The 25913-nt window shown below is 67.3% G+C and carries 28 protein-coding genes and 1 riboswitch; of the genes, 15 read left to right on the top strand and 13 right to left on the bottom strand.

Annotation, left to right across the window (positions count from 1 at the left end):
• The first annotated feature begins 171 nt into the window (after positions 1-171).
• Complete coding sequence (locus tag ACM6LR_RS22815; RefSeq protein WP_414944453.1) at positions 172-1353, top strand: lytic transglycosylase domain-containing protein; 1182 nt, start codon at positions 172-174, stop codon at positions 1351-1353.
• A 76-nt stretch (positions 1354-1429) separates the two neighbouring features.
• The gene (locus ACM6LR_RS22810) at positions 1430-1858 is read left to right on the top strand and encodes a pyridoxamine 5'-phosphate oxidase family protein (RefSeq protein ID WP_414940438.1); all 429 of its coding nucleotides are present in this window, start codon (positions 1430-1432) and stop codon (positions 1856-1858) included.
• A 67-nt stretch (positions 1859-1925) separates the two neighbouring features.
• Here ACM6LR_RS22810 and gcl read toward each other — a convergent pair whose 3' ends face one another.
• Genes gcl through ACM6LR_RS22795 form a run of 3 tightly spaced genes read right to left on the bottom strand, consistent with a single transcriptional unit; the run spans position 1926 to position 5335 of the window.
• Positions 1926-3620 carry a glyoxylate carboligase gene (gene gcl, locus ACM6LR_RS22805; protein ID WP_414944452.1) on the bottom strand — a complete coding sequence of 565 codons (1695 nt, stop codon included), beginning with the start codon at positions 3618-3620 and terminating at the stop codon, positions 1926-1928.
• 3 nt (positions 3621-3623) lie between these two features.
• On the bottom strand, positions 3624-4511 hold the full coding sequence (locus ACM6LR_RS22800) for a 2-hydroxy-3-oxopropionate reductase (RefSeq protein ID WP_414944451.1): 888 nt from the start codon (positions 4509-4511) through the stop codon (positions 3624-3626).
• A complete protein-coding gene (locus ACM6LR_RS22795; protein WP_414940435.1) occupies positions 4508-5335 on the bottom strand; it encodes a hydroxypyruvate isomerase family protein in 828 nt (275 codons plus the stop codon). Before ACM6LR_RS22795 ends, ACM6LR_RS22800 begins: the two co-directional genes overlap by 4 nt.
• Before the next feature lie 133 nt (positions 5336-5468).
• On the opposite strand from ACM6LR_RS22795, the gene ACM6LR_RS22790 reads away from it, so the two are divergent.
• Together ACM6LR_RS22790 and ACM6LR_RS22785 are read left to right on the top strand one after the other, a co-directional pair.
• Positions 5469-6623: an epoxide hydrolase family protein gene (locus ACM6LR_RS22790; RefSeq protein ID WP_414944450.1), complete on the top strand. Its 1155-nt coding sequence runs from the start codon at positions 5469-5471 to the stop codon at positions 6621-6623.
• A gap of 45 nt (positions 6624-6668) precedes the next feature.
• Complete coding sequence (locus ACM6LR_RS22785) at positions 6669-7484, top strand: MerR family transcriptional regulator (protein ID WP_414940433.1); 816 nt, start codon at positions 6669-6671, stop codon at positions 7482-7484.
• Positions 7485-7847: 363 nt separating this feature from the next.
• On the opposite strand, the gene ACM6LR_RS22780 is transcribed toward ACM6LR_RS22785, so the two are convergent.
• On the bottom strand, positions 7848-8075 hold the full coding sequence (locus ACM6LR_RS22780) for an alpha/beta fold hydrolase (protein ID WP_414944449.1): 228 nt from the start codon (positions 8073-8075) through the stop codon (positions 7848-7850).
• Positions 8076-8212: 137 nt separating this feature from the next.
• Positions 8213-8584, bottom strand: a complete 372-nt coding sequence (locus ACM6LR_RS22775; protein WP_414940431.1) for an alpha/beta fold hydrolase — start codon at positions 8582-8584, stop codon at positions 8213-8215.
• A 51-nt stretch (positions 8585-8635) separates the two neighbouring features.
• Between ACM6LR_RS22775 and ACM6LR_RS22770 the strand changes: the two genes are divergently transcribed.
• Together ACM6LR_RS22770 and ACM6LR_RS22765 are read left to right on the top strand one after the other, a co-directional pair.
• Positions 8636-9190: a GNAT family N-acetyltransferase gene (locus ACM6LR_RS22770; RefSeq protein ID WP_414940430.1), complete on the top strand. Its 555-nt coding sequence runs from the start codon at positions 8636-8638 to the stop codon at positions 9188-9190.
• Positions 9191-9199: 9 nt separating this feature from the next.
• On the top strand, positions 9200-9826 hold the full coding sequence (locus ACM6LR_RS22765) for a LysE family translocator (protein WP_414940429.1): 627 nt from the start codon (positions 9200-9202) through the stop codon (positions 9824-9826).
• Positions 9827-9849: 23 nt separating this feature from the next.
• Here the strand turns inward: ACM6LR_RS22765 and ACM6LR_RS22760 are convergent, their stop codons facing one another.
• Positions 9850-10908, bottom strand: a complete 1059-nt coding sequence (locus ACM6LR_RS22760) for a cobalamin-independent methionine synthase II family protein (protein WP_414940428.1) — start codon at positions 10906-10908, stop codon at positions 9850-9852.
• Positions 10909-11166: 258 nt separating this feature from the next.
• Here ACM6LR_RS22760 and ACM6LR_RS22755 point away from each other — a divergent pair, with 258 nt between their 5' ends.
• The 6 genes from ACM6LR_RS22755 (at position 11167) to ACM6LR_RS22730 (ending at position 15749) form a co-directional block, all read left to right on the top strand.
• A complete protein-coding gene (locus ACM6LR_RS22755; RefSeq protein WP_414940427.1) occupies positions 11167-11433 on the top strand; it encodes a DUF3040 domain-containing protein in 267 nt (88 codons plus the stop codon).
• Between the two features lie 61 nt (positions 11434-11494).
• Positions 11495-11920 (top strand): YciI family protein, encoded by a 426-nt coding sequence (locus ACM6LR_RS22750; RefSeq protein WP_414940426.1) that lies wholly within the window; start codon positions 11495-11497, stop codon positions 11918-11920.
• Positions 11921-11929: 9 nt separating this feature from the next.
• A complete protein-coding gene (locus ACM6LR_RS22745) occupies positions 11930-12982 on the top strand; it encodes a DNA polymerase IV (protein ID WP_414940425.1) in 1053 nt (350 codons plus the stop codon).
• A 31-nt stretch (positions 12983-13013) separates the two neighbouring features.
• A riboswitch (S-adenosyl-L-homocysteine riboswitch) is annotated at positions 13014-13087 on the top strand.
• Between the two features lie 153 nt (positions 13088-13240).
• A complete protein-coding gene (ahcY, locus tag ACM6LR_RS22740) occupies positions 13241-14716 on the top strand; it encodes an adenosylhomocysteinase (protein WP_414944448.1) in 1476 nt (491 codons plus the stop codon).
• A gap of 504 nt (positions 14717-15220) precedes the next feature.
• Positions 15221-15376, top strand: coding sequence for a DUF6131 family protein (locus ACM6LR_RS22735; protein WP_167480014.1), 156 nt, complete (start codon positions 15221-15223; stop codon positions 15374-15376).
• A gap of 148 nt (positions 15377-15524) precedes the next feature.
• Positions 15525-15749: a DUF2795 domain-containing protein gene (locus ACM6LR_RS22730; protein WP_414940423.1), complete on the top strand. Its 225-nt coding sequence runs from the start codon at positions 15525-15527 to the stop codon at positions 15747-15749.
• Positions 15750-15906: 157 nt separating this feature from the next.
• On the opposite strand, the gene ACM6LR_RS22725 is transcribed toward ACM6LR_RS22730, so the two are convergent.
• The 7 genes from ACM6LR_RS22725 to ACM6LR_RS22695 form a co-directional block, all read right to left on the bottom strand.
• On the bottom strand, positions 15907-16119 hold the full coding sequence (locus ACM6LR_RS22725; RefSeq protein ID WP_414940422.1) for a hypothetical protein: 213 nt from the start codon (positions 16117-16119) through the stop codon (positions 15907-15909).
• 148 nt (positions 16120-16267) lie between these two features.
• Positions 16268-17122, bottom strand: coding sequence for a Ku protein (locus ACM6LR_RS22720; protein WP_414940421.1), 855 nt, complete (start codon positions 17120-17122; stop codon positions 16268-16270).
• Between the two features lie 119 nt (positions 17123-17241).
• On the bottom strand, positions 17242-18468 hold the full coding sequence (locus tag ACM6LR_RS22715) for a styrene monooxygenase/indole monooxygenase family protein (RefSeq protein ID WP_414940420.1): 1227 nt from the start codon (positions 18466-18468) through the stop codon (positions 17242-17244).
• A gap of 23 nt (positions 18469-18491) precedes the next feature.
• On the bottom strand, positions 18492-19106 hold the full coding sequence (locus ACM6LR_RS22710) for a GTP-binding protein (protein ID WP_414940419.1): 615 nt from the start codon (positions 19104-19106) through the stop codon (positions 18492-18494).
• The gene (locus ACM6LR_RS22705; RefSeq protein WP_076161677.1) at positions 19081-19464 is read right to left on the bottom strand and encodes a DUF742 domain-containing protein; all 384 of its coding nucleotides are present in this window, start codon (positions 19462-19464) and stop codon (positions 19081-19083) included. The genes ACM6LR_RS22710 and ACM6LR_RS22705 overlap by 26 nt, the downstream gene beginning before the upstream one ends.
• 19 nt (positions 19465-19483) lie before the next feature.
• Entirely contained in the window at positions 19484-19918 is a 435-nt protein-coding gene (locus ACM6LR_RS22700) for a roadblock/LC7 domain-containing protein (protein WP_005159022.1), read from the bottom strand.
• Complete coding sequence (locus tag ACM6LR_RS22695; protein ID WP_414940418.1) at positions 19915-21141, bottom strand: sensor histidine kinase; 1227 nt, start codon at positions 21139-21141, stop codon at positions 19915-19917. The genes ACM6LR_RS22700 and ACM6LR_RS22695 overlap by 4 nt, the downstream gene beginning before the upstream one ends.
• Before the next feature lie 272 nt (positions 21142-21413).
• Between ACM6LR_RS22695 and ACM6LR_RS22690 the strand changes: the two genes are divergently transcribed.
• Genes ACM6LR_RS22690 through ACM6LR_RS22680 form a run of 3 tightly spaced genes read left to right on the top strand, consistent with a single transcriptional unit; the run spans position 21414 to position 25849 of the window.
• A complete protein-coding gene (locus ACM6LR_RS22690; protein ID WP_414944447.1) occupies positions 21414-22067 on the top strand; it encodes a TetR/AcrR family transcriptional regulator in 654 nt (217 codons plus the stop codon).
• Positions 22068-22097: 30 nt separating this feature from the next.
• Positions 22098-23831, top strand: a complete 1734-nt coding sequence (locus ACM6LR_RS22685; protein WP_414940416.1) for an ABC transporter ATP-binding protein — start codon at positions 22098-22100, stop codon at positions 23829-23831.
• Entirely contained in the window at positions 23831-25849 is a 2019-nt protein-coding gene (locus ACM6LR_RS22680; RefSeq protein ID WP_414940415.1) for an ABC transporter ATP-binding protein, read from the top strand. Before ACM6LR_RS22685 ends, ACM6LR_RS22680 begins: the two co-directional genes overlap by 1 nt.
• The last annotated feature ends 64 nt before the right edge of the window (positions 25850-25913 follow it).

Here is a 25913-nt window from a genome sequence, read left to right as displayed (position 1 = left end):
CGATTCTGCTGGCGTTTTGGTGAACTCAGCGTGAAATTGACAACTTCACTACGAAGGTCTTGTGCCGGGAGGACGAAATCCCAGCGGGTTCGCAGGTTTTTCGTTTCGCCTTCCCCGAAAATCGGTTGTATCGGATAGTTTTGCCCGCAGTCGACCTTGCGGGAGAGAAACATGCCGAAGCACCGCCCTCGACAGACGGACAGGTTGTCCGCCCGGCACCGGACGGCCTTCGCGCTCGCCGGTGGCGCGCTCGCCGTCCTGCCCGCGGTCACCGCCTCGGCGGGTCCTGATACTCCGATCGCCGCGGCGAAGGACACCGCCACGCCGCAGAATCAGGCCGCGCCCTGGCAGCCGCCTGTCGGCAGCGTCCCGGAGATCGCCGTCGACGGCAGCCTCCCCGAGCCGCCCAACCCGGACCCGCTGATGGTCCCCGGTGGCACGGGCAACGTCGGCGGATCGTTCGCGCCGTCGGGCGCGCTCGGCATCCCCGCCAGCATGATGAAGGCCTACCGCAACGCGGCGGACATCCTCGCGAAGGAACTGCCTGGTTGTCACATCGACTGGGCGCTGATCGCCAGCATCGGGCGGATCGAATCGAATCACGCGCGCGGCGGTTACGTCGACGCCAAGGGCAACACCCTCGAACCCATTCGTGGCCCGCAGCTCAACGGCGCCGGTCCGTTCGCGGCCATCCCGGACACCGACGGCGGCAAGTACGACGGCGACACCGTCTGGGATCGCGCCGTCGGCCCGACCCAGTTCATCCCGTCCACTTGGAAGGGCTACGCCTCGGACGGCAACGGCGACGGCGAGTCCAACCCGAACAACATCTACGACGCGACACTGGGTTCTGGCCGCTACCTCTGCTCCGGCGGTGTCGACCTGACCTCCGAGCAGACCCAGCGTGTGGCCGTGTACCGCTACAACCACTCACTGTCCTATGTGGACACCGTGATCCGGTGGGCGGTCTCGTACCGCGGCGGTGTCGCGACGTTCCCGGACAGCCAGGTCCCAGTCGGCGCCCCCGAGTCCTCGGCCGTCGCCGCCGGCATGCCCGGTGGCCAGGTCCCAGTGCCGACCCTGCCCGGCACTCCCCCGCCCGGCACGACCACGCCGCCGCCGAACCCGTTGCCCGGCACGTCGTTCCCGCCGAGCAGCAGCACGCCGCCTTCGAAGCCGACCAGCACGCCGCCGCCTTCTTCGACGCCGCCCTCGTCGACACCTCCTTCGAGCACGCCGCCGTCGTCGACACCTCCGCCGTCCAGCACCACGACCACTCCGCCGCCTTCGTCCACCCCGGCGGGGAACACCGGTGAGGCGACCCCGACCAGCTCCGCCTCCCCGACACCCTGATCCTGCCCGGAATGACCTGAAGCTGAGCCGCGTTACCGCTTCTCGTAGATCACCAACCGAGAGAAGCGAGACACGGATGTCGTCTTTCGTCATGACCGCCGAGGAACGGGAAGCCTTCCTGAGCGAGGTCCACATCGGGGTCCTGGCCGTGGAACGGGAGGGACGGGCCCCGCTGGCCGTACCGGTCTGGTACGACTACGAGCCCGGCGGGGAACTCCTGATCTGGATGGACGGCGGATCGGTCAAGGACAAGGCGATCAAGAAGGCGGGCAGGCTCAGCCTGGTCGCGCAGACGGAGGACTTTCCGTACAAGTACGTGACGGCCGAGGGTCCGGTCATCGCCAACGACCAGCCGCCGACCCGTGAGCAGGCGCTGAAGATCGCGCACCGCTATCTTCCCGAGGAGGAGGGCACGAAGTACGTCGACGGCTCGCTCAGCGACAACTCCGTGCTGGTCCGGGTCCGGCCGGAGAAGTGGCTCAGCAACGACCAGAGCAAGGCCTAGCCCCGGATGAGATGAACGGGGCTTTCATCTCATTTTTTGCGATGAAAGCCCCGTTCACCTCACTTCCTCAGCCCGCGATCGGCTCGAACTCGACAACGCTGTCGAGCGCCTTGCCCATCGCGGCGTTCCCTTCGCGTTCGATCATGATCTCCACCAGCACCGGCCGCGACGTCCGCTCCGCCTCCTTGCGCGCCCACTTCAGCGACGCCCGGATCTCACCCGGCTCGGTCACGCGGGTCCCGGCACAGCCGTAGGCCTCCATGACCTTCACGTTGTCCGTGCCGTTCTTGTCGTAGCGGATGTCGACCTCGAAGTTCATCTCGTAGCTGGTCTCGGCCTGCCGGATGAGCCCGAGGTACTCGTTGTTGAGCATGATCAGCACGAACCCGACGTCGTACTGCGCGGCCACCGCCAGTTCCTCCACCAGGAACTGGAACGAGTAGTCGCCGACGACGCCGACTACTTCGGCCTCCGGCTTGGCCTTCTTGACGCCGATCGCCGCCGGGATCTCCCAGCCGAGCGGGCCCGCCTGCCCGCACACCTGGTAATGGCGTGGCTTGTGCGCGCGCTGGAACTGCCCGGACCAGATCTGGTACAAGCCGATCGCGGTGACGAAATAGGCGTCTTCGCCGTAGAACTCGTTGATCTCCTTGAACACCCGCGGTGCCTTGATCGGCGTGTCCTCGAAGTCCTCCCGGCGCGGCAGGCTCTCCTTCAACTCACCGATCCGGCGGGCCCACCCGAGGTCCGGCGTCACCGAACGCCGGGAAGCGGCTTCGATCAGCGCGTCCAGGAACGCGCCCGTGTCCGACACGATTCCGAGGTCCGGCCCGAACACCTTGCCCAGCTGCGTCGGCTCGATGTCGACGTGGATGAACTTCCGGTCGCCGCGGTAGACCGCCAGGTCACCGGTGTGCCGGTCGCCGAACCGCGCGCCGAGCGCCAGCACCAGATCCGCTTCGAGGAAGGCCGCGTTCGCCCACCGCTGCGACGTCTGGACGCCCGCCATCCCGGCGAAAAGCTCGTGGTCCTCGGGGAAGGTCCCCTTGCCCATCAGCGTCACGCCGACCGGGACGCCGAGCAGTTCGGCCGCGGTCCGCAGCCGTTCGCTCGCGTCGCCGAGCACCACTCCGCCACCCGCGAGGATCAGCGGCCGTTCGGCGGCCAGCAGCAGATCGAGCGCCCGCTCGACCCTGGCCGGCGACGGGGTCGCGACGATGACCGGCAGCGGCGAGTCGATGCTGGAGTCCCACTCGATCTCCTGCCGCTGGACGTCGATGGGCAGATCGATCAGCACCGGGCCGGGACGGCCGGACCGCGCGATCCGGAACGCCTCCCGGAACACCCATGGCAGCTGCGCGGCTTCCTTGACCTGCACCGCCCACTTCGTCACCGGCTTGGCGATCTCGACGATGTCGACGGCCTGGAACGCCTCGGTGTGCAGCTTCCGCGAGTCGGCCTGCCCGGTGATGCAGATGATCGGGATCGAATCGGCCTGCGCGGTGTAGAGCCCGGTGATCATGTTGGTCCCGGCAGGCCCCGAAGTGCCGATCGCGACGCCGACATTGCCGGTGGTCCGCGCCCAGCCATCGGCCATATGGGTCGCGCCCTCTTCGTGACGCACGATCAGATGCTCGATGCCGCTGTCCTGCATCGCGTGATACAGCGGGAGAATCGCGGCGCCTGGACAGCCGAACGCGGTGTCGACGCCTTCACTGACCAGGACGTCGACGACGGCCCGCATGGCGGGGATTCTTGGCATTCCTCACTCCTTGCTTTCCGCGCCGGACAGCGTTTCGACGACCTTCAGCAGGGCGGAGTGATCGAGCGAGCCGTGGCCCATCGCCCGTCCGGCGGCGACGAGCTGGGCGACCAGCCCGGTGATCGGCAGCGCGATGTCGGCCTGCCTGGCGGCGGCCAGCGCGATGCCCATGTCCTTGTGGTGCAGATCGATCCGGAAGCCCGGCGCGAATTCCCGCGCCACCATGGACTTCCGCTTGAGTTCGAGGATCCGGCTGCCCGCCAGTCCGCCCGCGAGGACGTCCAGCCCGACCCCGGCGTCCACACCGGACGCTTCGAGCAGCACGATCGCCTCGGCGATCAGCCCGTACGTCCCGCCGACCACCAGCTGGTTCGCGGCCTTGACGACCTGACCGGCGCCGTGTGGTCCCACGTGCACGATGGTCTTGCCGACAGCCTCCAGAATCGGGAGCGCGGCAGCGAAATCCTCGTCCTCGCCACCGACCATAATGGACAGGGACGCCTGTTCCGCACCGGCCTGACCACCCGAAACGGGCGCGTCCAGTACGCGGATCTCCCGCTCACCGGCCCGCTCGGCCACCTCGATGGAGGTCTCCGGCCGGATCGTGCTCATGTCGATCAGCAGGGTTCCGGGCTTCGCCGACTCCAGCACCCCGCCCACCGCCAGCACGACGGCCTCGACCTGCGGATGGTTCGGCAGCATGGTGATGACGACTTCCGCGCCGGCGACGGCGTCCGTCACCCCGTTCGCCGCCCGGCCGCCCGCGGCTTCCAGCCTCGCGAGCGCGTCCGCTTTCGTGTCGAATCCGCTCACCTCGTGGCCGGCGGCGGCGAGATGTCCCGCCATCGGCCCGCCCATGATCCCCAGGCCGATGAATCCCAGCTTGGTCATGCCCGTCCCCTTCGTTCGAAAGGCAGCCACGACAGCGAATCCGCACTCGGCCCGTCGGGTTTGTACTCCACACCGACCTGCCCTCGGTAGCCCGCCGTCCACAGCTTTTCCAGGTATCCCTCGATGTCCAGCGTTCCGGTCCCCGGCTGGTGCCGCCCTGGGGCATCGGCGATCTGCACATGGCCGATCCGTCCGGTGTGGACGGTCGTGACCGTGTCGAGGTCGTCACCGTTGACCGCCAGGTGATACAGGTCGGCCAGCAGCTTCACGTTGTCCCGCCCGAGTTCGTCGAGCACCTTCAGTACGTCACCCGCGGTCTTGAGCGGGTATTTCTCCGCCCCCGACAACGGTTCCAGGACGATCTCCGCGTCGATCCGCGCGGCCGCGTCCGAGGCGAGCGCCAGGTTCTCCAGCCCGAGCTTGTCCTGTCCGGCCGGGTCGGCGCCGTCGATCCGGTTGCCGTAGAGCGCGTTGAACCGGCGACAGCCGAGCCGTTCGCCAAGCTCGATGGCGGAGGCGATACCGGCGGCGAACTCGTCCTCGCGCCCGAGCCAGGTGACGATGCCGCGATCGCCGCCCGCCATGTCGCCAGGGAAGAAGTTCAGGCCGGTCACCGCGATGCCCGCCTTCTCGACCGACGCCACGAACGCGTCGACGTCGGCCGCGTCCGGCACCGCCGTCTCGAACGGCCACCAGTACTCGACCGCGGTGAAGCCCGCCGCCCGCGCCGCCTCCGCCCGGTCGAGCAACGGCAACTCGGTGAAGACCATCGACAGGTTCAGCACATACGGCAGCGCATGACGCGAACCGGCAAGATCAACCATCGAAACCTCAGTAATTTCGCTATGCGGAACTTTTCTTTCGTATATCGAGAATAGACCGCCGACCTGCTCACGGTCAACGGGCGGTATACCGGAGATCAGGAAATGTCAGGGGTCTTCGCTAGCGTCGGAAGGCATGAACGCGACGCCCTTCCGAGTCCAGGTCCCGGAGGCCGATCTCGAAGACCTCCGCGCCCGGCTCCGCCGCACCCGCTGGCCCGAAGACGAGACCGTCGACGACTGGTCGCAGGGTGTACCCGCCGCCTACCTGCGAAAACTGTGCTCATACTGGGCGGATACCTACGACTGGCGTGCCGCGGAGTCGCGGCTCAACGCGATCCCCCAGTTCCGGACCGAGATCGACGGGCTCGGCATCCACTACCTGCACGCCCGCTCACCGCATCCCGGCGCGCTGCCGCTGATCCTCACGCACGGCTGGCCGGGTTCGGTCTTCGAGTTCCTCGACGTGCTCGGCCCACTCACCGATCCGGTCGCGCACGGAGGCGCCGCGGCGGACGCCTTCCACGTCGTGGTCCCATCCCTGCCCGGCTACGGCTTCAGTGACAAACCCGCCCGAACGGGCTGGTCGATCCAGCGCGTCGCAGACGCGTGGATCCGCCTCATGGACGGCCTGGGCTACGAGCGGTACGGCGCTCAGGGCGGCGATTGGGGCACCAGCATCACCACGCTCATGGGGCGGACGGCTCCCGGGCGCCTCGCCGGGATCCACCTCAATCCGCCGCTGGCGGCGCCGGACCCGGCGACGTTCGACGACCTCACCGAATCCGAACGAAGGTCGCTCGACGACCTCGAACACGCGAAAGCCGATGGCTCGGGCTACGCGATCCAGCAGGCGACGAGGCCGCAAACGATCGGCTACGCGCTGACCGACTCGCCGGTGGCGCTGTGCGCGTGGATCGTCGAGAAGTTCCAGGCGTGGACGGATTGCGGAGGCCATCCGGAGAACGCGCTGAACCGGGACGCCATGCTCGACGACATCACGCTCTACTGGCTGACCGGCACCGGCGCCTCGTCCGCCCGGTTGTACTGGGAGAGTTTCGCCGAGGTGTCGAGCTGGTTCTCCGAGTCCACTGTGGACACGATCGGTGTGCCCGCCGGCTGTTCGATCTTCCCGCGCGAGACCCCGCGCCCGTCCCGCCGCTGGGCCGAGCGCCGGTTCACCGACATCCGGTACTGGAACGAACTGCAGCGGGGCGGCCACTTCGCGGCCTTCGAACAACCCGGCGTGTTCACCGACGAGGTGCGGGCGTTCTTCCGGCTCGTACGGTGACCGCTTGACTGTGACACCGTGTCAGGTTGTCTGGTGGGAGACGTCATGTTCAGTATCGGAGATTTCGCCAAACACGGCCGGGTGTCGGTCCGCATGTTGCGTCACTACGACGCCATCGGGCTGCTGCGGCCCGCCCACGTCGACCCGTTCAGCGGCTACCGGTCCTATGCCGGTGACCAGCTGGCCAGACTCAACCGGGTGATCGCGCTCAAGGATCTCGGTTTCACCCTCACTCAGGTGCAGGAGATCCTCGACGCGGAGATCGGCGTGGACGAATTGCGCGGGATGCTGCGACTGCGGCGGGCCGAACTCGAAGCGGCCATCGCGGCCGACGAGACCCGGCTCAAGGCCGTCGAGGCCAGGCTCCTGTCGATCGAAAGCGAGGGACGCATGCCTTCCGAAGACGTCGTCGTCAAAAACCTGCCCGCCGTGCGGGTCGCCGAGCTGACCGGGACGGCGAGCGGATACGTCAACGAGGAGATCGGGCCGGTGGTGCAGCGGCTGTACGAGGAGCTGTTCCCGGCACTCGGCGAAATCACCCCGTCGGGCCCCCTCATCGCCTACTACGAAGACGAGCCCGATGGGGAGCGGGTGCTGATCCACGCCGCCGTCCCGATCGCGGCCGAAACCAACGGCACCGAAGGGTTCTCGACGGTGAGCCTCGCCGAAGTCCCGGCGGCGGCGACGATTCTGCACCGCGGCTCGATGAAGACGGTGCTTTCCAGCTACCAAGCGCTGGCGAAGTGGGTCGACGCGCACGGTTACCGCGCGAGCGGCCCGGCGCGGGAGTACTACGTCGAGTGCCCGGCCGACGGGGACAAGTGGGTCACCGAGTTGCAACAGCCGATCACCAAGGCGTGACCGCACCCGTCTCGCGAGTAGCAGGGACCGGCGTTTGCCTACCTACTGGCTTCGATCATCGCGCTCGAGGCCTTGATCGGGTGGCCCTCGTGAGCGTGGGCGGGCGCCCGGGTTCCGAAACCGACCTGACCTCACGACCTGACAGCTATCGAACCACTGCCACCGGACTCATCTGAGTCTCGCGCCGGAAAGGTGATACAGGAGGGGCTGCGCCGGGGTGGTCGGGCCTCGATCAACGGAGGATCGGAGACGCTCAACGTCCCCGATCCTCCGTTGATCAAGGCCGAGACCGATGGAACGCCGTGACGATCCTGGTCACACATGGGTAGTCAAACACCGGTTCGCTCGAACCGTCCTTACCACTCACGAGCCTGAGACGGTCAGGAAGTCGACCAAAGCACCGCGGAATGCGTCCGGCGCCTCCAGCCACGGCACGTGGCCGACGCCGGGGAGCCGCACCCGGGTCACCGACGGCAAGGCCTGTTCCAGCGAGTCGACCGCCCACCGCGGCCGGTTGTCCGCCATCCCGTCGATGATCAGCGTCGGCACGGTGAGCGCCCGGCAGTCCTCGATCAGCGCTTCCTCCGGCACCCGTCCGCATTTCCTCGCTCAACGCGGTGTTCGCCTCGTAGTTGACCGGGAACCAGGGTGTCGCCATCGCCTCGGCATGACGCTCGCCGTCCGTCACGAAGTCCGCCGTCCATTGCAGCACCGCGAGTTCGCGGCTTTCATCGTGGCCGGCCGCGCGGAGTTCGGCCGACACCCGACACGTAGACGAGCGCGCTCACCCGCTCCGGATGCGCGAGGGCATAAAGGAGACCGAGATGCGCGCCCCACGAATGCCCGAGCACGGTGACACGGTCGAGCCCGTGCCACTGACGGACGGCATCGACGTCGGACACCATCCGTTCGAGGGTGTACGGACCGCGTGGTTCCGATCGCCCGGCACCGCGCTGGTCCCACCGGATCAACCGGAAACCCGGACCGGGATCGAGCGTGCCGAACATGTCCCACAGACCAGGGCCGCCGTGGCAGCACAGGATCGGTTCGCCCGGTCCGGTCGCCGAGGTCCACAGCTCACGGCCGTCGTCGGTGATCATCGGGCGATTATCCGGTAGGCGCGATCGCCGCCGTTGGCTATCTTCCGCGACATGACGACGTACACGCCACCGCAGCGGACGGCCACCCTCGCCGACGCGCCCGCAATCTCGGCGCTGATGCGGGCCTCGGTGCTGGAGTTGTTCCCCCGCTTCTACGACGAGCGGCAGACCGCGAGCGCGGCGGAACACATCGCGCATCTCGATCTGCAGTTGATCGAAGACGGCACCTACTTCGTGCACGAGGCAGACGGCGAGATCGTTGCCTGCGGGGGCTGGAGCAGACGCAACAGGACGCACGCTGGTTCCGGTGATGCGGCGGACGACGATCGTCCGCTCGACCCGGCCACCGAGCCCGCGCGGGTCCGTGCCATGTTCGTCCGCGGTGACTGGACCCGGCGCGGGCTCGGGCGCGCCATCCTCGAATCGTGTCGTCTCGCGGCGGAAGCCGAGGGATTCACCTCGCTGACGCTGACCGCGACCCTGCCCGGTGTCCCGCTGTACCGGTCGTTCGGCTTCACCGAGGTCGAACGGGTGACGGTGACGACGCCCGACGGGGTCGACGTCCCGGGTGCCGTCATGGCCCGCGGCGTCGATCGGGCCGGATAGCATCGGAGAATGATCTCCGGGGCTACCGCACTCTCGTTCGTCTTGGTCTGCCTGCTCGGCGCGATGGCACCCGGCCCGGATTTCCTGGTGGTGACTCGCAGCGCGATCCTCGGCGGGCGCGAGGCCGGGATCGCCGCCGGACTCGGTATCGCCCTCGGCGTCTTCGTCTGGGTGGTCGCGATCGCACTCGGCGTCGCGGCGATCCTCACCGCGTCGGCGATCGCTTTCACCGTGGTGAAGCTGATCGGCGCCGCGTACCTGATCTTCCTCGGTGTCAAGGCGTGGCTGGCGGTGCGCCGCGGTGACTACAGCGAGCTCAAGGACAAGGTGGCACTTGTGGTCGCGCCCCGGGCGGCGTTCCGGCACGGACTGCTCACCAACCTGCTCAACCCGAAGGTGGCGGTGTTCTTCCTCGCACTGCTCCCCCAGTTCCTGCCGCATTCGGCCACGACCGCGGAGACCCTGCAACTGGCTGCGCTCGCCACCATGGTGGCCGTCGTGTGGACTTTCGTCCTGGCGACGCTGGTCGGTTCACTGCGGCGGTTCTTCAGCGCCGGCCGCGTTCGGCGCGCGATGGACGCGGTGATGGGCACCTTGCTGATCGGCCTCGGCATCCGCGTCGCCGTCCAGAGCTGACCCAAGGTGCCCATCACGCGACGTCAGAGGGCTTCGGCGGCGAGCCGGGTGCCCTCGACGCGGGCGGCGATCTTGGCGAACGCGGTGTCCCGCGACGTCGAGGTGTCGTCGGCGAACGGCGAGAACCCGCAGTCGTCACAGGTGCCCAGCCGGTCGGGCGAGATGAACCGCGCCGCCTGAAGCACCCTGTCCCGGACTTCTTCGGCGGTTTCGACGCGCGGGTCGATCGGGTCGGTCACGCCGACGAAGATCCGCTGCTCCGGCCGGGAGTGCTCGGCGATCACCTGCAACGCCCGCTCGGGATCAGTCTCACTGGCCAGCTGGACGTAGACGTTGCCCACCTTCAGCTGGAACAACGTCGGCAGCAGCCCGGCGTAGTCGACGTCGAGGCTGTGCACCGAGTCCTGGTCACCACCCGGGCAGGTGTGCACCCCGATCTTCTTGCGCTCCTCCTCGGAGAACCGGTCCAGCACCGCGTTGTTCAAGTCCACAAAGGACTGTAACAGGCCGCCGGACGGGTCCAGCTTCAGCGACAACCTGCCCTCGGTGAAGTCTATCTGAACACTGTCGGCGCCCGCGTCGAGACTGCGGCGGATATCCGCCTCGGCTTCGTTCACCAGGTCGGCGACGAACTGTTCTTTGTCATATCCGGACAATTCCTCACCGGGATAGATGAGCCCGATCGCCGACGCCGCGATCACCGCCTGCTTCACCGGTTTGGTGGCGTGCTTCTTGGCCTCACGCAGATAGGAGTCCGCGTAGGTCTGATAACGGAACGGGCCGGCGGTCAGCCTCGGCAACTGCCGGGTGTGACCGTCGGCGAAGGGGATGACGACGCCGTCCGGCGCCAGTGAGGTGAGGCCCGCCAAGGGATACGTGGCGAAGCTCGGCTTGCCCTGTTCACCATCGGTGATGACCGGGGAACCGGTCTCCTCCAGGCGGTTGATGGTGTCCACGAGCGCCTTCTCCTGCAACTCCCCGAGACCGTCGGCGTCGAGCCGCCCGGAAGCGTGCTCACCGAGCGCTTCGATGAGATAGCCCGGACGGGGAATGCTGCCGATCGGTTCGGTGGGTATGGTCATCGCTCGTATCCTCCCAGGTGGAGCAACCGCGGCCACCCTGGCCACAATCGGAGAAACTACCGATTTCCCGCCTCTTTGACGATCTTTCCGCGTGCCGAAACCACTAATGGCCCAACCATTCGGTCCACAAAGGATGATCCAATCGCCAATCCGTATAGGTCGTTATACAAAATTCGGGCGAAATCAGCCGCATATCCGGCCCTGGTCCTGGGTATTCCCCGACTGTCGACCGGGCGGAGCGCGCCGAAGGAGAAACCGATGCTGAGCCATCACGATCGGCGAGAGCTGGAGAAGATCGAGCGCTGGTTCGAGCTGACCGAGCCGGCGCTGGCCGCCCAGCTCCGCTCCGGCAGGCCCGCACGGCCTCCCCTGCTCCGGTTGGCGGTCGTTCTGAGCCTCGACCTCACCGCGGGTCTGCTGATGCTGCTGGGCATGGTGACGAACAGTCCGGTCTTGCTGCTGCTCGGGATGATCACCGTGACTTCGGCCGTGATCGTGCACCTGTCCCGCTTCGGGCGCGGCTGATCATCTTCCCCGCACACCGGTAGAGTCCGGGCGAAACGTCCGGTTCACTGGGAGGAAGACCATGCGGTTCATGATCATCATCAAGGCGGACGACGATTCCGAAGCCGGGAAGATGCCGCCGATGGAGGCCTTGACCGCCATGGCGAAGTTCAACCAGGACATGCTCGACGCCGGGGTACTTGTCGGCGGCGAAGGTCTGCAGGAAAGCTCGAAGGGCGCGCGAGTCACGCTCAACGCCGCCGGGTCCACGGTCACCGACGGCCCCTTCACCGAAGCCAAGGAACTCGTCGGCGGCTTCTGGATCGTCGACGTCCCGTCGCGGGCCGACGCGATCGAGTGGGCGAAACGCTGTCCCACTCCCCCGCACGGTGACACCATCCTCGAGGTCCGCAAGATCCTCGAAGCCGAAGACTTCGGCGAGAACTTCACGCCGGAGCTTCAGGAGAACGAGCAGCGGATGCGCGACGAGATCGCGGAACGGTCCTAGGCTCGCCTGATGGCCGTCCGGGAGTGGGTGCTCCACGTCGACCTCGACCAGTTCATCGCGGCGGTCGAGGTCGCCAGGCGGCCTGAGCTGCGCGGCAAGCCCGTGGTCGTCGGCGGCACGGGCGATCCGGCCGAACGGGCCGTGGTGGCGACGGCGTCGTACGAAGCGAGAGAATTCGGCATCCGGTCCGGGATGCCGTTGCGGACCGCCGCGAAACGTTGCCCTGAAGCGATCTTCCTGGCCACGGACGCGCCCGCGTACCAAGAAGTATCCGATCGGGTGATGGCGACGCTGCGGGAGCTACCCGTCGTCGTCGAGGTACTCGGCTGGGACGAAGCGTTCCTCGGCGCCACCACCGACGATCCCGAAGCGCTCGCCGCCGACATCCGGCGAGTCGTCACCGAGGAGACCGGGCTGTCCTGTTCGGTCGGGATCGGGGACAACAAGCTGCGCGCCAAACTCGCCACCGGATTCGCCAAACCGGCCGGGATGTTCCGTCTCGTCCAGGAGAACTGGTGGGACGTCATGGCCGAGAAGCCGACGGACGCGCTTTGGGGCATCGGCGCCAAAACCACGAAGAAGCTCGCCGAAGCAGGCTATCGCACCGTGCTGGAACTGGCGGGTGCCGCCCCGGCGGATCTCGCCGCGCGGTTCGGCCCGAAGCTCGGCCCGTGGTACCGGATCCTCGCCGGGGGCATCGGCGACGCCGAGGTCACCGCGACGCCGTATGTGGCGCGATCCCGCAGCCGCGAGACGACGTTCCAGCGGAACCTGACCGATCCCGGGGTTATGGCCGTCGAGGTCGCCGCCCTGGCGAAGCGCGTTTCACAGGACGTCGACGAGGAAGGCAGGCCCGCCGCGCGAGTCGCGGTCAAGGTCCGGTTCGCGCCGTTCCTGACCCACACCCACAGCGTGACCCTGCCCGCGCCGACCGCGGATCCGGCCGAGATCGAGAGGGCGGCGCTGGCCGTACTGGACATGTTCGACCTCGGCAGACCGGTCCGCCTGCTGGGTGTCCGCGCGGAATTCTCCTCGGCGGCGGCGGGATCCGCGACGCCTTGACAGCGCTCGCGGCGCTTTGCCATTCTGGTCGCGGGCCGAGAGGCGCTGCGACGGAATTCTTCCGCCACGCTCGGCCCGCTGACAGACGTAAGGGCGCCTCCCACTGCGGAGGTGCCTTTTCTTGTTTCAGCGCGTTGCGCGTCGCAACACTTTCCCGGCCGTCGAGGTCGAACGCTGAACCCCTCGCACAGACCACGTTCTTCCCGCCGCCGGCGAGAAGGACCGCTTCACCTTGCCTTCCTTTCGATTGGAGAACCTGTGAGCCCCACCCTGTCCAAGGTCAACGGGATCGAATTCGCCGTCGCCGACCTCTCCCTCGCCGAGGCCGGGCGCAAGCAGCTGCGCCTTGCCGAGGTCGAGATGCCCGGCTTGATGGCGCTGCGCCGTGAGTACGCCGACTCCCAGCCGCTGAAGGGCGCGCGGGTCGCGGGGTCACTGCACATGACCGTCCAGACCGCCGTGCTGATCGAGACGCTCGTCGCGCTGGGTGCCGAAGTCCGCTGGGTGTCCTGCAACATCTTCTCCACGCAGGACGAGGCGGCCGCGGCCGTCGTCGTCGGTCGGAACGGCACCATCGACGCGCCTTCGGGCTCCGCGGTCTTCGCGTGGAAGGGCGAGACGCTCGCCGAGTACTGGTGGTGCACCGACCAGCTCTTCGACTTCGGCGACGGCCGTCTCCCGAACATGATCCTCGACGACGGCGGCGACGCGACCCTGCTGGTCCACAAGGGCGTCGAGTTCGAGGCCGCCGGCGCCGTCCCGCAGGCGACCGAAGAGGACCCCGAGGAGTACACCCTCGTGCTCCGCACGCTGACCGACAGCATCGCGCGCGACTCCGGCCGGTTCACCCGCATCGCCAAGGAGGTCCGCGGGGTCACCGAGGAAACCACCAACGGCGTCAAACGGCTCTACAAGCTCGCCAAGGACGGCGAACTGTTGTTCCCGGCGATGAACGTGAACGACTCGGTGACGAAGTCGAAGTTCGACAACAAGTACGGCATCCGTCACTCGCTCATCGACGGTCTCAACCGCGGCACCGACGTGATGGTCGCGGGCAAGGTCGCCGTCATCTGCGGCTACGGCGACGTCGGCAAGGGCGCGGTGGAGTCGCTGCGCGGCCAGGGTGCCCGCGTGGTCGTCACCGAGATCGACCCGATCTGCGCGCTGCAGGCGGCGATGGAGGGCCTCGACGTCGTGGAACTCGACGACGTCGTCGAGCGCGGCGACATCTTCATCACCACCACCGGCAACTTCGACATCATCATGGCCGACCAGATGGCCAAGATGAAGCACAACGCGATCGTCGCGAACGTCGGCCACTTCGACAACGAGATCGACATGGCCGGGCTCGCGAAGATCCCGGGCATCGAGAAGATCGAGATCAAACCGCAGGTGCACGAGTGGGTCTTCCCCGCGACCGACGGCCGTGAGAAGCACTCGATCCTCGTGCTGTCCGAAGGCAGGCTGATGAACCTCGGGAACGCCACCGGCCACCCGAGCTTCGTGATGTCGAACTCCTTCACCAACCAGACGATCGCGCAGATCGAGCTGTTCACGAAGCAGGGCGAGTACGCCACCGACGTTCACGTGCTGCCGAAGCACCTCGACGAGAAGGTGGCGCGCCTGCACCTCGACGCGCTGGGCGTCCGGCTGACGAAGCTGACCAAGCGCCAGGCCGAGTACATCGGCGTGGACGTCGAGGGTCCGTACAAGCTGGACCACTACCGGTACTGAGGCAGGCCTCGTTCCCCAAGTACATGGAGGCCCCCTTCCTTGCGCCCAGCGCAGGGTCCCGGCAAAGTCGCAGAGCTGCTGGTCAGCGCTGCTGTTGGCAATCCGGGCTTGGCATCGCTAGTGCCTGCCAGGCCCGGGGCGTGTCCCCCTGAACCCTTGTTGATCAAGGTTCGTAACCGGTGTGACCCCGCGACGAATAACGCTCGACCTGCAAGACCTCGACTTTGCCGGGACCCAGACGCCCAGCGCAAGGAAGGGGGCCTCCATGTACTTCCGGCAGAACCACTCGCTCATACCACTTGTCAGACGTAACCCCGGGCTCGACTCGCCGCGCCGCACCCGCTCCTACTGTGACGCCTACCGCACCACTCTCCAGCACTAGGCCGAATGCGTGAAAAATACAGCCGGATGCCATGTTTTCTTTCGGGTGAACCGGGAACTCTTTAAGCAGCCCCATCCCGGCGGCTCCATTCGCCGGGCGACTACGAAGGAGAAGGTGCCCCCGTGATCATTCTCGGCGTCATCCTGATTGTTATCGGTGTCATCGCCAGCATCCCCGTTCTCTACTCGATCGGGATCGCACTCGCGGTAATCGGCATCATCCTGGCCGTTCTCGGCAACACCGGGAAGGCCATCGGCGGTCGCGCCCACTGGTTCTGAGCAACTCCGGACCTTCTGGTACCGAGTCCCCGGTACCAGCGATGAAATAACCGAGCCCCCGGCGTTCCCCTCACGCCGGGGGCTCGGTCTGTTTCCACCCCTCGCCCGCCGGGTATCCGGTCCGGACGAAAGGGAGGAGGAGAAGCCGATGGACGGAACGGATCCTCGCCCGTACTTGGTGGAGGCGAACTATCCCTGCGGACGCGACGAACTCCTCTGGGTGGCAGCGGCGGCGGGAGCGGGCGACGACATCCTCGGCCCCTTGGGGGCACTTCCCGCGAGCGACTACGCGGACGGGGACGGGGTCTGGCGGGCGGTACGTGCCTGCGACGGCGCGTCATCGATCCACAACACCGCGAAGGAAGCACCGTGACATGAAGGGGCCCCCCGGCTCCGAGGGGGAGGGAGAGCCGGAGGGCCCCGTCATAGTTAACACATTTTCGTCGACGATGTACACGAATGCATACACCTTCGGGTGGCAATCGGTTCCGAGCACCCGGATCGGGTCGGGCCGGTGTGTTGGCCGCCGGTCAAGAAGCCCGCAGCAGCGGCCGGGCCTCGACCTCCGCGCACGAGCAGCCGCCGTCGACGTCGAGGCAGTCGATCGTCACGGTGTGCCGGGCGAAGTCGAGATGGACGCAGCCGTCCTCGCTGCATTCGGTGAAACCAACCCCGAGGTGGACCACCAGGGCTCCGTGACAGTGGTCGAGTCCACCGGCGCAGAACGCGCACTCCATACTCATGCCGCCTCCCGCGATCAGGTCGAAGATCGCTTCGGAAAAGTTCTCCTCGATTGCCTTACTACCACCGAGGGACGACAGATCCTGACATACGCGCGGCGTGTCGTCGGACCTGGCGGGGTGATGCCGGGCACAAGTCCACAAGGAACGGTCAGGCGCTTTTCGGGGCTCGCTTGCCGGAAGCGGGTTTCTTGGCCGCTGTGGCCTTCTTGGCCGTCGCGGGTTTCCGGCTCTTCTTCGCCTCGCTGACGCTGGCCTGCAAGGCTTCCATGAGGTCGACGACGTCGGCCTTCGCGCCTACTGCCTTCGGTTTCGCCGTCTCGTTCCCGGCGGCCTTGGCCTCGATCATCGCTTCCAGCGCCTCGCGGTAGGAGTCGTTGTACTTCTCGTGCTCGAACACCGGCTCCGAGAGCGAGTCGATCAGCGAACCCGCCATCGTCAGTTCCTGCGGCCGCACCTGCGGCGGATCGTCGTGCAGGAAGCCGAAGTCCGGGACGCGGACCTCATCGGGCCACAGCATCGTCGTCATCATCAGGACGTCGCTGTGCACCCGCAGGATCGCGAGCGTCTCCCGCTGCCGGATGGCGACCTTCGCGATCGCCACATGGCTCGCCTTCTGCAGCGCGTCACGCAAGACCACGTACGGCTTGACGGCGTTCTTCTGCGGTTCGAGGTAGTAGGTCTTGTCGAAGTGGATCGGGTCGATGGACTCCAGCGGCACGAACTCGAGCACGTCGATCGCCCGTGACGACGCCAGCGGTAGTTCGGACATGTCCTCGTCGGTGAGCACGACCATCTCGCCGTCGGGAAGTTCGTAGCCCTTGGCGATCTCGGCGTACGGCACTTCCTCGCCGTCGATCGTGCAGAACCGCTTGTACTGGATCCGGCCGCCATCGGCCTCGTGCACCTGGCGCAGCGAGACGTTCTTGTTCTCGGTGGCCGCGTAGAGCTGGATCGGGATGCTCACCAGCCCGAAGGACACCGAGCCCTTCCACATCGAACGCATCGCGTCGCACCTCCACCGCCGTCACCGACTCGTACTCACGCTCGGTAACAACGGTAGCCCGAAACGGCGCACCGCGACAGTCCCGCGAACCCGATCGCGGGACCCTCACGGTGGGAAAATCACGCTTCGGCCAGGTACTTCTCCGCCTTCGCGGGGTCGAGGAACCAGTGCTGGAAATCGGTCGGATCGGAGAACCCGTTCGCGAACCGCCTCGCCACGGCGGGGTTCTCCCCCGCCGCGCCGATGACCTGGAGCACGTGCGGGGGCGGCGGCTGCAGCATCGCGTTGGTCCAGGTCGTCACGTGCTGGGCGTACTCCCAGTACTTCTCGAACGCGGCCGTCATCCACGCCTCGTCGAACGGCTTGTCCCCGCGGTCGAGGATGGAGTCCAGATAGGACGCGGCGCAATGGCTCGCGTTGTTGGAGCCCTGGCCGGTGATCGGGTCGTTGGCGACGACGACGTCGGCCATGCCCAGCACCACGGTGCCCGAGTCCAGCTTGCCGACCGCGTTCCGCACGACCGGCGTGTAGCCGCCGGCGAGCGTCGCCTTCTCGTCGGTCAGCACGGCGTCGCGCGAGCGCTCGTACTCCCACGGGAGGAACTGCTTCATCAGCGAGAGGATCCGGTCGAGATGCGCCCGCGGCGACGGCCGGTCGCCCCAGCAGTCCAGCGGCCCGCCGGGGACGCCCTCGAAGAAGAGGATGTCGCAGTTCCCGCTCAGCGTGTACGCGGGGATCATGAACAGCTCGCCGACACCGGGGATGATGTTGAACCGCACCGCGGCCTTGTCCGGATGCTCCGGCCGCGGCTCCAGGCCGTGCACGTACGCCAGCGAGAGCGCCCGCTGGGGCTCGGCATAGGGCGAGCGCTCGGGGATGCGGTCGAACAGCTGCACCAGCTCGCCCTTGCCGGCCGCGACGACCACGAGGTCGTAGAGCTTCGCCAGCGGCGCGAGGTCCGAAGTCGTCACCCCGTGGATGACGACCTTGCCACCGCGCTCCTCGACCAGTTCGAGCCAGCTCGCCATCTTCACCCGCTGGTCCACCGACTGCGCGTAGTGCTCCAGAGGCCCGAACCAGTCCAGCACCCGGATCGAATCCGGTCCGGCGATCGACACCCCGAGCCCCTCGACCCGGACCGTCTCGTCCTCCCACAGGTTCAGCCTGTGATCCCGCTCGTGCTGCAGGGCGGAGTGGAACATGCACTGGGTCGACATCACCTTGCCGGACCGGATCTCGTCCGGCGTCCGCGCCGACATCACCGTGACGTCGTAGTCGTGGGACAGCAGACTCAGTGCCAGCTGCAACCCCGACTGCCCCGCACCGACGATCAGAACCTTGCGCATCCTCGACATTCCTCCCAGAACCGTCAGCTGAGTGAGGCGAACTCGCGACCAGGCCCGGAGACCACCGCGAGGGACAACGTATGCGTCACCAGTTCCTGCAGGGTCACGACCGCCGACTTCGGGTCGCGCGCGTCGCAGGTGACCAGCGGGATGTCCGGGGACAGCGCCAGCGCGTCGCGGACCTCGTCGAGGTCGTGCACCGGCATTCCCTCGAATTGGTTGACCGCGACGACGAACGGCAGCTCGGAGTCGTTCTCGAAGTAGTTGATCGCCGCGAACGACTGGTCGATCCGGCTGGTGTCGACCAGGACGACGGCGCCGAGCGCCCCGCGCGACAGGTCGTCCCAGAGGAACCAGAACCGGGCCTGACCTGGCGTGCCGAACAGGTACAGGAGCAGGTCGTCGCGCAGGGTGATCCGGCCGAAGTCCATCGCGACCGTGGTGGTGGACTTGGTCCCCGGGGGCACCAGCTCGTCGACTCCGGCGCCGGCCTCGGTCATCCAGGCCTCGTTGCTCAGGGGCGGGACCTCGGAGACGGAGCCGACGAACGTCGTCTTGCCAACGCCGAATCCACCGGCGACCACGATCTTGGCGGAGATCGCCAAGAGATCGTCAGACCGGGAGGCGCTTGAGTCCATCGAGGATCCTCTCGAGCACGTTCGTATCGTGGTTGTAGGCGTGGGCCGTCGGGTGCACGAAGACGGCGCCCTGGGTGGCGAGGTCGCCGATGAGCACGCGGACCACGCCCAGCGGCAGGTCGAGTCCCACCGACAGTTCGGCGATCGAAGAGCGCTCACGGGCGCGCTCGTACAGCGAACGCGATTCGGGCATCAGCGCCTCGGCCAGCGCCGGGTCGTAGCGCGGGACCGAGATCAGGGTCTCCACCAGCAACAGGTGGCTGCTCTTGGTGCGGCCGCCGGTCAGCGCGTACGGCCGGATTCTGCGGCTGCGCATCTTGACCGGCCGGTCCGGAGCTTGGTCGCTGGACACGGTCATCCCTTCCTTCTCCGGATTTTCAGGCCTGCGGCCGTCGGGCGGTCAGGACCTGCCGGAGTCCCGCTCGCACCTCGGGGGTGAGGGCGTGACCGGCGTTCGTGATGAACTGGGTCATCTCGTAGGCGACGACTTTCATGTCGCAGTCGGGCTCGGTCAGCACCGCGAGCCCTGCCTCGGCACCGATCCCCATGAACAGGAAGTACCCGCGGGTGAGCCGGATGATGATCTGCTCGCAGTTGCCCTTGCCGAACAGCGCGGCGCTGTTGCCCGCGAGGCTGAGCAGGCCGCTCGCGATGGCGGCGAGTTGCTCGGCGTCGTCGCTGGACACCGATTCCGAAGCGGTCAAAGGGAAACCGTCGACGGACATGATCAGCGCGTGGCTGGCGCCATGCACCTTGCGCACGAAGTCGTCGAGCAGCCACGTGAAATCCGTGGTCGCGTCCTGGGCGGTCACTGGGGGTTTCCTCCGGTCTCACGCTCGTGCCGGTCATCGAGAGCGGCGCGCTCGCCGTCGGTGAAGGCATCGAGGTCGGCCAGCAGCGCCTCGTGCCCGTCCGCCACGTCGGCGGGCGAGGTGGCGGGCGAGGCCGGTTCGTCGGGCAAAGTCCTGATACTGCGGGAAACCCGGCGCGGCAGGCCGCTGGTCGTGGTGCCGCCGTCGGCGGGCGGCGGGACGGCCGTACGCGGACGCGGGCTGGGTTTCCGTTCCGGCTCCGGTTCCGCCGGCGCGGCCGGGCGGCGTCTCGGCAGCCCGGACGGCGTCGCGACGGGGCTTCCCGTTGGCGCCCCGTTGGTGATCCTCGTCTGCGGCAGCACCACCGTCTGGCTGCCGGACCACTGTTTCTCGGCCAGTTCCGAGACCACCGGGACCGGCAGCAGCACGGTGGCGACCGTGCCGTGCGGGGTACGGCGGTCGAGCTTGACGGTGATCTCGTGCCGGTCGGCGAGCCTGCCGACGACGGCGAGTCCCATGTGCCGCACCGAATCGTCGTCGAGCACGGGACCGGCGGCCAGGCGTTCGTTCAGCACCGCGAGGCGTTCCGGCGGCATGCCGATGCCCTCGTCCGCGATGCGGATCAGTACGCTCCCCTGTTCGGTGAGGTGCGCGCTGACACTGACCGGCGAACTCGGCGACGACTGGTTCGCCGCGTTGTCGAACAGTTCGGCGAGGATCCGGCTGACGTCCTCGGCGGCGAAGCCGGCGACGCCGAGTGAAACGACACGGCCGATCGTGATCCGCGAGTAGTGGTCGATCGACGACATCGCGGCCCGCATCACGTCGAGCACGGACAAGATTCCGGCCGCCGTGTCGTCGGCGTCGCGGCCGGCCAGCACTCGCAGGTTCTCGGCGTTGCGCCGCAACCGGGTCGCGAGGTGGTCGAGCCGGTACAGCTCGGCAAGGCGATCGGAGTTCTCCTCCCCCGCCTCCATCGTCTCCAGCTGCGCGAGCAGCTGGTCGAGCAGATTGAGGTCGCGCAGCGCGACATTGGAACAGACACCGGCGAGCGCACCGGCGTCCGGCGCTTCGACGGCAGGCCGCTGTTCCACCGCCGGTTCGGCGGGCGGAGCCGACGGAGCGTGCCGGGGCGGGGCGGCGAGGAACTGCGCCGCGGCGACCCTGGAACGGTCCAGAAGAACCCGTGAGCGGTCAAGCAAGCCTCGAGCCCGCGTCACCATGTGCTTCCACTTCTTTCTCTTCGCATACCCGGACCCTTGTCGCACTCCCCAGCACAACGACGGCCATGCAAGCAGAAGTCACTATCCGTGTCCACAGTCGGTTTCCGGTCAACCGCTGGCAGTGACGTGATCACGAAAGCGTTGCGGCTGGTGAGCGGTGTGCACTAGGCCATTCGGCTCATCTTGAGTGTTCCGCGACACGGAGGATGCCCGAAAAGTGCGGAGTGCGCATAAATTTGCGTGCCCCGCACTATTTGACTAGCCTTGCCGTCGTGACACTCGACCCTGCCGCGCCACTCGGACTGCGCGAACGCAAAAAGCGCGCGGCCCGGCGCGCGATGAGCGAGGCAGCGCTCAGACTCGCCGCCGAGAAGGGCGTCGAACAGGTCCGCGTCGAAGACATCGCCAACGCCGTCGGAGTCTCCCCGCGCACGTTCAACAACTACTTCTCCAGCAAGGAGGAGGCGATCTGCTCGTTCATCGTCGAACGGCAGGAACGACTGCGGGAGGCGCTCCGCGAACGGCCGTCGGAAGAGACACTGTGGGAGGCGGTCAGCGCCGCGACGCTGGAGACCTACAGCAGCTTGGGAGAACCGAACCGCGACTCGGTCACGCTGGCGCGGTCACTGCTCCTGCACCCGGCGGTGCAGGGCGAGTTCCTCAAAGCGCACGCCAAGGTCGAGCGGGTGCTGGCCGACGCCATTCTGGACCGGGCGGGCGCGGGCGCGGAAAACGCGTTGAACGCGCGGCTCATGGCGGCGATCGTGGAGTCCGCGGTGAAGACCGCGTTCCTCAGCTGGCTGATCTACGAGGGCGCCGGGCCCTTCCTGGAGACGCTCGCTGTTCTCCTGCACGAAGCCGCCGCGGGCATCCCCTCGCTCACCGGATCCGGCCCCGGGCCGGTGAAGAAACCGAAGAAGAAGTAACACCCTACCCACCACTGGGGAGAAACCGTTGTGCTGACGAAGCTGTTGCGCACTCACCTGCGCCCGTACCGGCGAGACCTGTGGCTGATCGTGCTGCTGCAGTTCGTCCAGACCCTCGCCGGGCTCTACCTGCCGACGCTGAACGCCGACATCATCGACGACGGCGTCGTCAAGGGCGACATCGACTACATCCTCGGCGTCGGCGGCGTGATGCTGGCGGTGTCGCTGGTACAGATCGCCTGCTCGATCGGCGCCGTCTACTACGGTGCCCGCACGGCGATGGCGGTCGGCCGCGACGTCCGGGGCGCGATCTTCCATCGCGTGCAGGACTTCTCCGCCCGCGAAGTCGGCCAGTTCGGGACGCCGTCGCTGATCACCCGCACCACCAACGACGTCCAACAGGTGCAGATGCTGACGTTGATGGCGTTCACCCTGATGGTGTCCGCGCCGATCATGTGCTTCGGCGGCATCATCATGGCGCTGAACCAGGACGTCACGCTCTCGTGGCTGCTCGTGGTCGTGGTCCCGATCCTCGGTGTCGCGGTCGGGATCATCATCGCGAAGATGCGGCCGGCGTTCCGGCTGATGCAGGTGCGTATCGACAAGATCAACCAGATCCTGCGCGAGCAGATCATGGGCATCCGCGTGATCCGGGCCTTCGTCAAGGACACCCACGAGCGGCGGCGGTTCACCGGGGCCAACACCGAACTTCTGGACGTCTCGCTGGTCGTCGGCAGGCTGATGGCGCTGATGTTCCCCATCGTCATGCTCGTGATGAACGCCTCCAGCGTCGCCGTGTTGTGGTTCGGCGGGCTGCGCATCGACGACGGCAGTATGGAGATCGGCGCGCTGACCGCGTTCCTGTCCTATCTGATGCAGATCCTGATGGCGGTCATGATGGCCACCTTCATGTTCATGATGATCCCGCGCGCCGAGGTCAGTGCCGAGCGCATCACCGAGGTCCTCGACACGCACACCAGCGTCGTCCTGCCGTCCAACCCGATCAGCAAGGGTGAAGTGCACGGGCGGCTCGAACTGTCCGATGTGGAATTCCGCTACCCCGGCGCGGAAAAGCCGGTACTGCAGGAGATCTCGCTGCTGGCGAGGCCAGGTGAGACGACCGCGATCATCGGCAGCACGGGCAGTGGGAAGACCACGCTGCTCAACCTGATCCCCCGGCTGATGGACGCCACCGACGGCTCGGTGCGCGTCGACGACGTCGACGTCCGGGAACTGGATCCGACCGTGCTGTCCGACGCCGTCGGGCTGGTGCCGCAGAAGCCGTATCTGTTCGCGGGGACGGTCGCGAGCAACCTCCGCTACGGCAAGGCCGACGCCACCGACGAGGAACTGTGGCACGCGCTGGAGGTGGCGCAGGGCAAGGACTTCGTCGAGCGGATGCCCGAAGGTCTGGACTCACCCATCTCCCAGGGCGGGACCAACGTCTCCGGCGGCCAGCGGCAGCGGCTCGCGATCGCGCGCATGCTGGTGCGCCGCCCCGAGATCTACCTCTTCGACGACTCCTTCTCCGCGCTCGACTACGCGACCGACGCCGCGCTGCGGCGGGCGCTGGTGGCCGAGACCGCCGAAGCGACCGTGGTGATCGTCGCGCAGCGGGTCAGCACGATCCGCCAGGCCGACCGCATCATCGTCCTCGACGAGGGCCGCGTCGTCGGCGCCGGCACGCATACCGAACTCATGGACGGCAACGAAACCTACCGGGAAATCGTGCTGTCCCAGCTGACCGAGCAGGAGGCCGCCTGATGAGCGCGCCCGAATCCACCACAGAATCGACCCCGGCCGAACCCGCGGGCGAGCGGGCTAGCGCGGCACGGGGACCCGGCCCCGGAGGAGGCGGCTTCGGCCGCGGCCCCGGCGCCTTCATGGGCGGACAGCCCGCCGAGAAGGCCTTGGACTTCAAGGGATCGCTGAAACGCCTGCTGCGTCTGCTGCAACCGCAGCGGGCCCTGCTGTACGGCATCCTGATCTTCGGTGTCGTCAGCGTCGCGTTGAGCGTCATCGGCCCGAAGATCCTCGGCATGGCGACGGACCTCATCTTCGCGGGCGTCGTCGCGAAGGACATGCCCCCAGGGGTGAGCAAGGAAGAGGTCATCGCCGGACTGCGCGCGAAGGGCGACAACACCCTCGCCGACATGTTCTCGGCGATCGACTTCGTACCGGGTCAGCGGATCGACATCGACGCCGTCGGCCAGGTGCTGATGTGGGTGCTGCTGCTCTACATCGTCGCGTCGTTCTTCTCCCTGTTGCAGACCCGGCTGACCACGAACCTGGTCCAGCGGGCGGTGTTCGAGCTGCGGGAGAAGATCGAGGAGAAGTTCGCGAAACTCCCGCTGAGCTACTTCGACCGCCAACCGCGCGGTGAGGTGCTGAGCCGGGCTACCAACGACATCGACAACCTCGCGCTGTCGCTCCAGCAGACCCTCGCGCAGATCGTGTCGTCGGTGCTGATGGTCGTCGGCGTGCTCGCGATGATGTTCGTCATCTCGCCCCTGCTGGCGCTGATCGCGCTGCTTTCGGTTCCTGCCTCGGTGCTCGTCGCGGCCAAGATCGGCAAGAAGGCGCAGCCGCAGTTCATCAAGCAGTGGTCCACCACCGGGCGGCTCAACGCGCATATCGAGGAGATGTACACCGGGCACTCGCTGGTCAAGGTGTTCGGCCGCCGTGACGAGGCCGAAGAGGTCTTCCGCGAGCACAACGACACGCTGTACGGCGCGAGCTTCAAGGCGCAGTTCATCTCGGGCACCATCCAGCCCGCGATGATGTTCATCGGCAACCTGAGCTACGTGCTGGTCGCCGTGATCGGCGCGCTGCGGGTGGCGTCCGGGACGCTGTCGCTCGGCGACGTCCAGGCGTTCATCCAGTACTCGCGGCAGTTCAGCCAGCCGGTCACGCAGATCGCCAGCATGGCGAACCTGCTCCAGTCCGGGATCGCGTCCGCGGAGCGGGTCTTCGCGTTGCTCGACGCGGACGAGCAGGAGGCCGAGCCCGCCGAGCCCGCGCGAGTCGAGAACGTGCGCGGCCAGGTCGAGTTCGAGCATGTGTCGTTCCGGTACATCCCGGACACTCCGCTCATCGAGGACCTGTCGCTCACCGTCGAGCCGGGGCACACCGTCGCCATCGTCGGCCCGACAGGGGCTGGGAAGACCACGCTGGTCAACCTGCTCATGCGGTTCTACGAACTCGACGGCGGCCGGATCACCCTCGACGGCGTCGACATCGCCGCGATGGACCGCGAGGACCTGCGGTCCAAGACCGGCATGGTGCTGCAGGACGCCTGGCTGTTCGGCGGCACGATCGCGGAGAACATCGCCTACGGTTCCACGGACGCCACGCACGAGGAGATCGTCGCGGCGGCCAAGGCGACCCACGTCGACCGGTTCGTCCGCACCCTGCCGGAGGGCTACGACACGATCATCGACGACGAGGGCGGCACGGTCAGCACCGGCGAGAAACAGCTGATCACCGTCGCGAGGGCGTTCCTGGCGAAACCCGCGATCCTCATCCTCGACGAGGCCACCAGTTCGGTCGACACCCGGACCGAGGTGCTGATCCAGCGGGCGATGAATTCGCTACGCGAGGGGCGGACGAGTTTCGTCATCGCGCACCGGCTCTCCACCATCCGCGACGCGGACGTCATCCTCGTGATGGAAGACGGCTCGATCGTCGAACAGGGCGACCACGAAACGCTGCTGCTCACCGGCGGTGCGTACTCACGGCTCTACGCCGCCCAGTTCGCCGAGGCCCTGGCCGAAACCGACTGAACGCACTGAAGCGAAGGCCCCTTTCCCTACTCTCACAGTGGGAAAAGGGGCCTTCACCACACGT

Source organism: Amycolatopsis sp. cmx-11-32 (assembly GCF_047608695.1).
GTDB lineage: Bacteria > Actinomycetota > Actinomycetes > Mycobacteriales > Pseudonocardiaceae > Amycolatopsis.
Note: the sequence above shows the minus strand (reverse complement) of the source record. Positions and strands in the feature narration are given on the sequence as shown.

Bases quoted from the DNA above. Each gene is read 5' to 3' on its own strand.
- ACM6LR_RS22815 (WP_414944453.1), top strand. From the start codon at position 172: ATGCCGAAGCACCGCCCTCGACAGACGGACAGGTTGTCCGCCCGGCAC.
- ACM6LR_RS22810 (WP_414940438.1), top strand. From the start codon at position 1,430: ATGTCGTCTTTCGTCATGACCGCCGAGGAACGGGAAGCCTTCCTGAGC.
- gcl (WP_414944452.1), bottom strand. From the start codon at position 3,620: ATGCCAAGAATCCCCGCCATGCGGGCCGTCGTCGACGTCCTGGTCAGT.
- ACM6LR_RS22800 (WP_414944451.1), bottom strand. From the start codon at position 4,511: ATGACCAAGCTGGGATTCATCGGCCTGGGGATCATGGGCGGGCCGATG.
- ACM6LR_RS22795 (WP_414940435.1), bottom strand. From the start codon at position 5,335: ATGGTTGATCTTGCCGGTTCGCGTCATGCGCTGCCGTATGTGCTGAAC.
- ACM6LR_RS22790 (WP_414944450.1), top strand. From the start codon at position 5,469: ATGAACGCGACGCCCTTCCGAGTCCAGGTCCCGGAGGCCGATCTCGAA.
- ACM6LR_RS22785 (WP_414940433.1), top strand. From the start codon at position 6,669: ATGTTCAGTATCGGAGATTTCGCCAAACACGGCCGGGTGTCGGTCCGC.
- ACM6LR_RS22775 (WP_414940431.1), bottom strand. From the start codon at position 8,584: ATGATCACCGACGACGGCCGTGAGCTGTGGACCTCGGCGACCGGACCG.
- ACM6LR_RS22770 (WP_414940430.1), top strand. From the start codon at position 8,636: ATGACGACGTACACGCCACCGCAGCGGACGGCCACCCTCGCCGACGCG.
- ACM6LR_RS22765 (WP_414940429.1), top strand. From the start codon at position 9,200: ATGATCTCCGGGGCTACCGCACTCTCGTTCGTCTTGGTCTGCCTGCTC.
- ACM6LR_RS22760 (WP_414940428.1), bottom strand. From the start codon at position 10,908: ATGACCATACCCACCGAACCGATCGGCAGCATTCCCCGTCCGGGCTAT.
- ACM6LR_RS22755 (WP_414940427.1), top strand. From the start codon at position 11,167: ATGCTGAGCCATCACGATCGGCGAGAGCTGGAGAAGATCGAGCGCTGG.
- ACM6LR_RS22750 (WP_414940426.1), top strand. From the start codon at position 11,495: ATGCGGTTCATGATCATCATCAAGGCGGACGACGATTCCGAAGCCGGG.
- ACM6LR_RS22745 (WP_414940425.1), top strand. From the start codon at position 11,930: ATGGCCGTCCGGGAGTGGGTGCTCCACGTCGACCTCGACCAGTTCATC.
- ACM6LR_RS22730 (WP_414940423.1), top strand. From the start codon at position 15,525: ATGGACGGAACGGATCCTCGCCCGTACTTGGTGGAGGCGAACTATCCC.
- ACM6LR_RS22725 (WP_414940422.1), bottom strand. From the start codon at position 16,119: ATGAGTATGGAGTGCGCGTTCTGCGCCGGTGGACTCGACCACTGTCAC.
- ACM6LR_RS22720 (WP_414940421.1), bottom strand. From the start codon at position 17,122: ATGCGTTCGATGTGGAAGGGCTCGGTGTCCTTCGGGCTGGTGAGCATC.
- ACM6LR_RS22715 (WP_414940420.1), bottom strand. From the start codon at position 18,468: ATGCGCAAGGTTCTGATCGTCGGTGCGGGGCAGTCGGGGTTGCAGCTG.
- ACM6LR_RS22710 (WP_414940419.1), bottom strand. From the start codon at position 19,106: ATGGACTCAAGCGCCTCCCGGTCTGACGATCTCTTGGCGATCTCCGCC.
- ACM6LR_RS22705 (WP_076161677.1), bottom strand. From the start codon at position 19,464: ATGACCGTGTCCAGCGACCAAGCTCCGGACCGGCCGGTCAAGATGCGC.
- ACM6LR_RS22695 (WP_414940418.1), bottom strand. From the start codon at position 21,141: ATGGTGACGCGGGCTCGAGGCTTGCTTGACCGCTCACGGGTTCTTCTG.
- ACM6LR_RS22680 (WP_414940415.1), top strand. From the start codon at position 23,831: ATGAGCGCGCCCGAATCCACCACAGAATCGACCCCGGCCGAACCCGCG.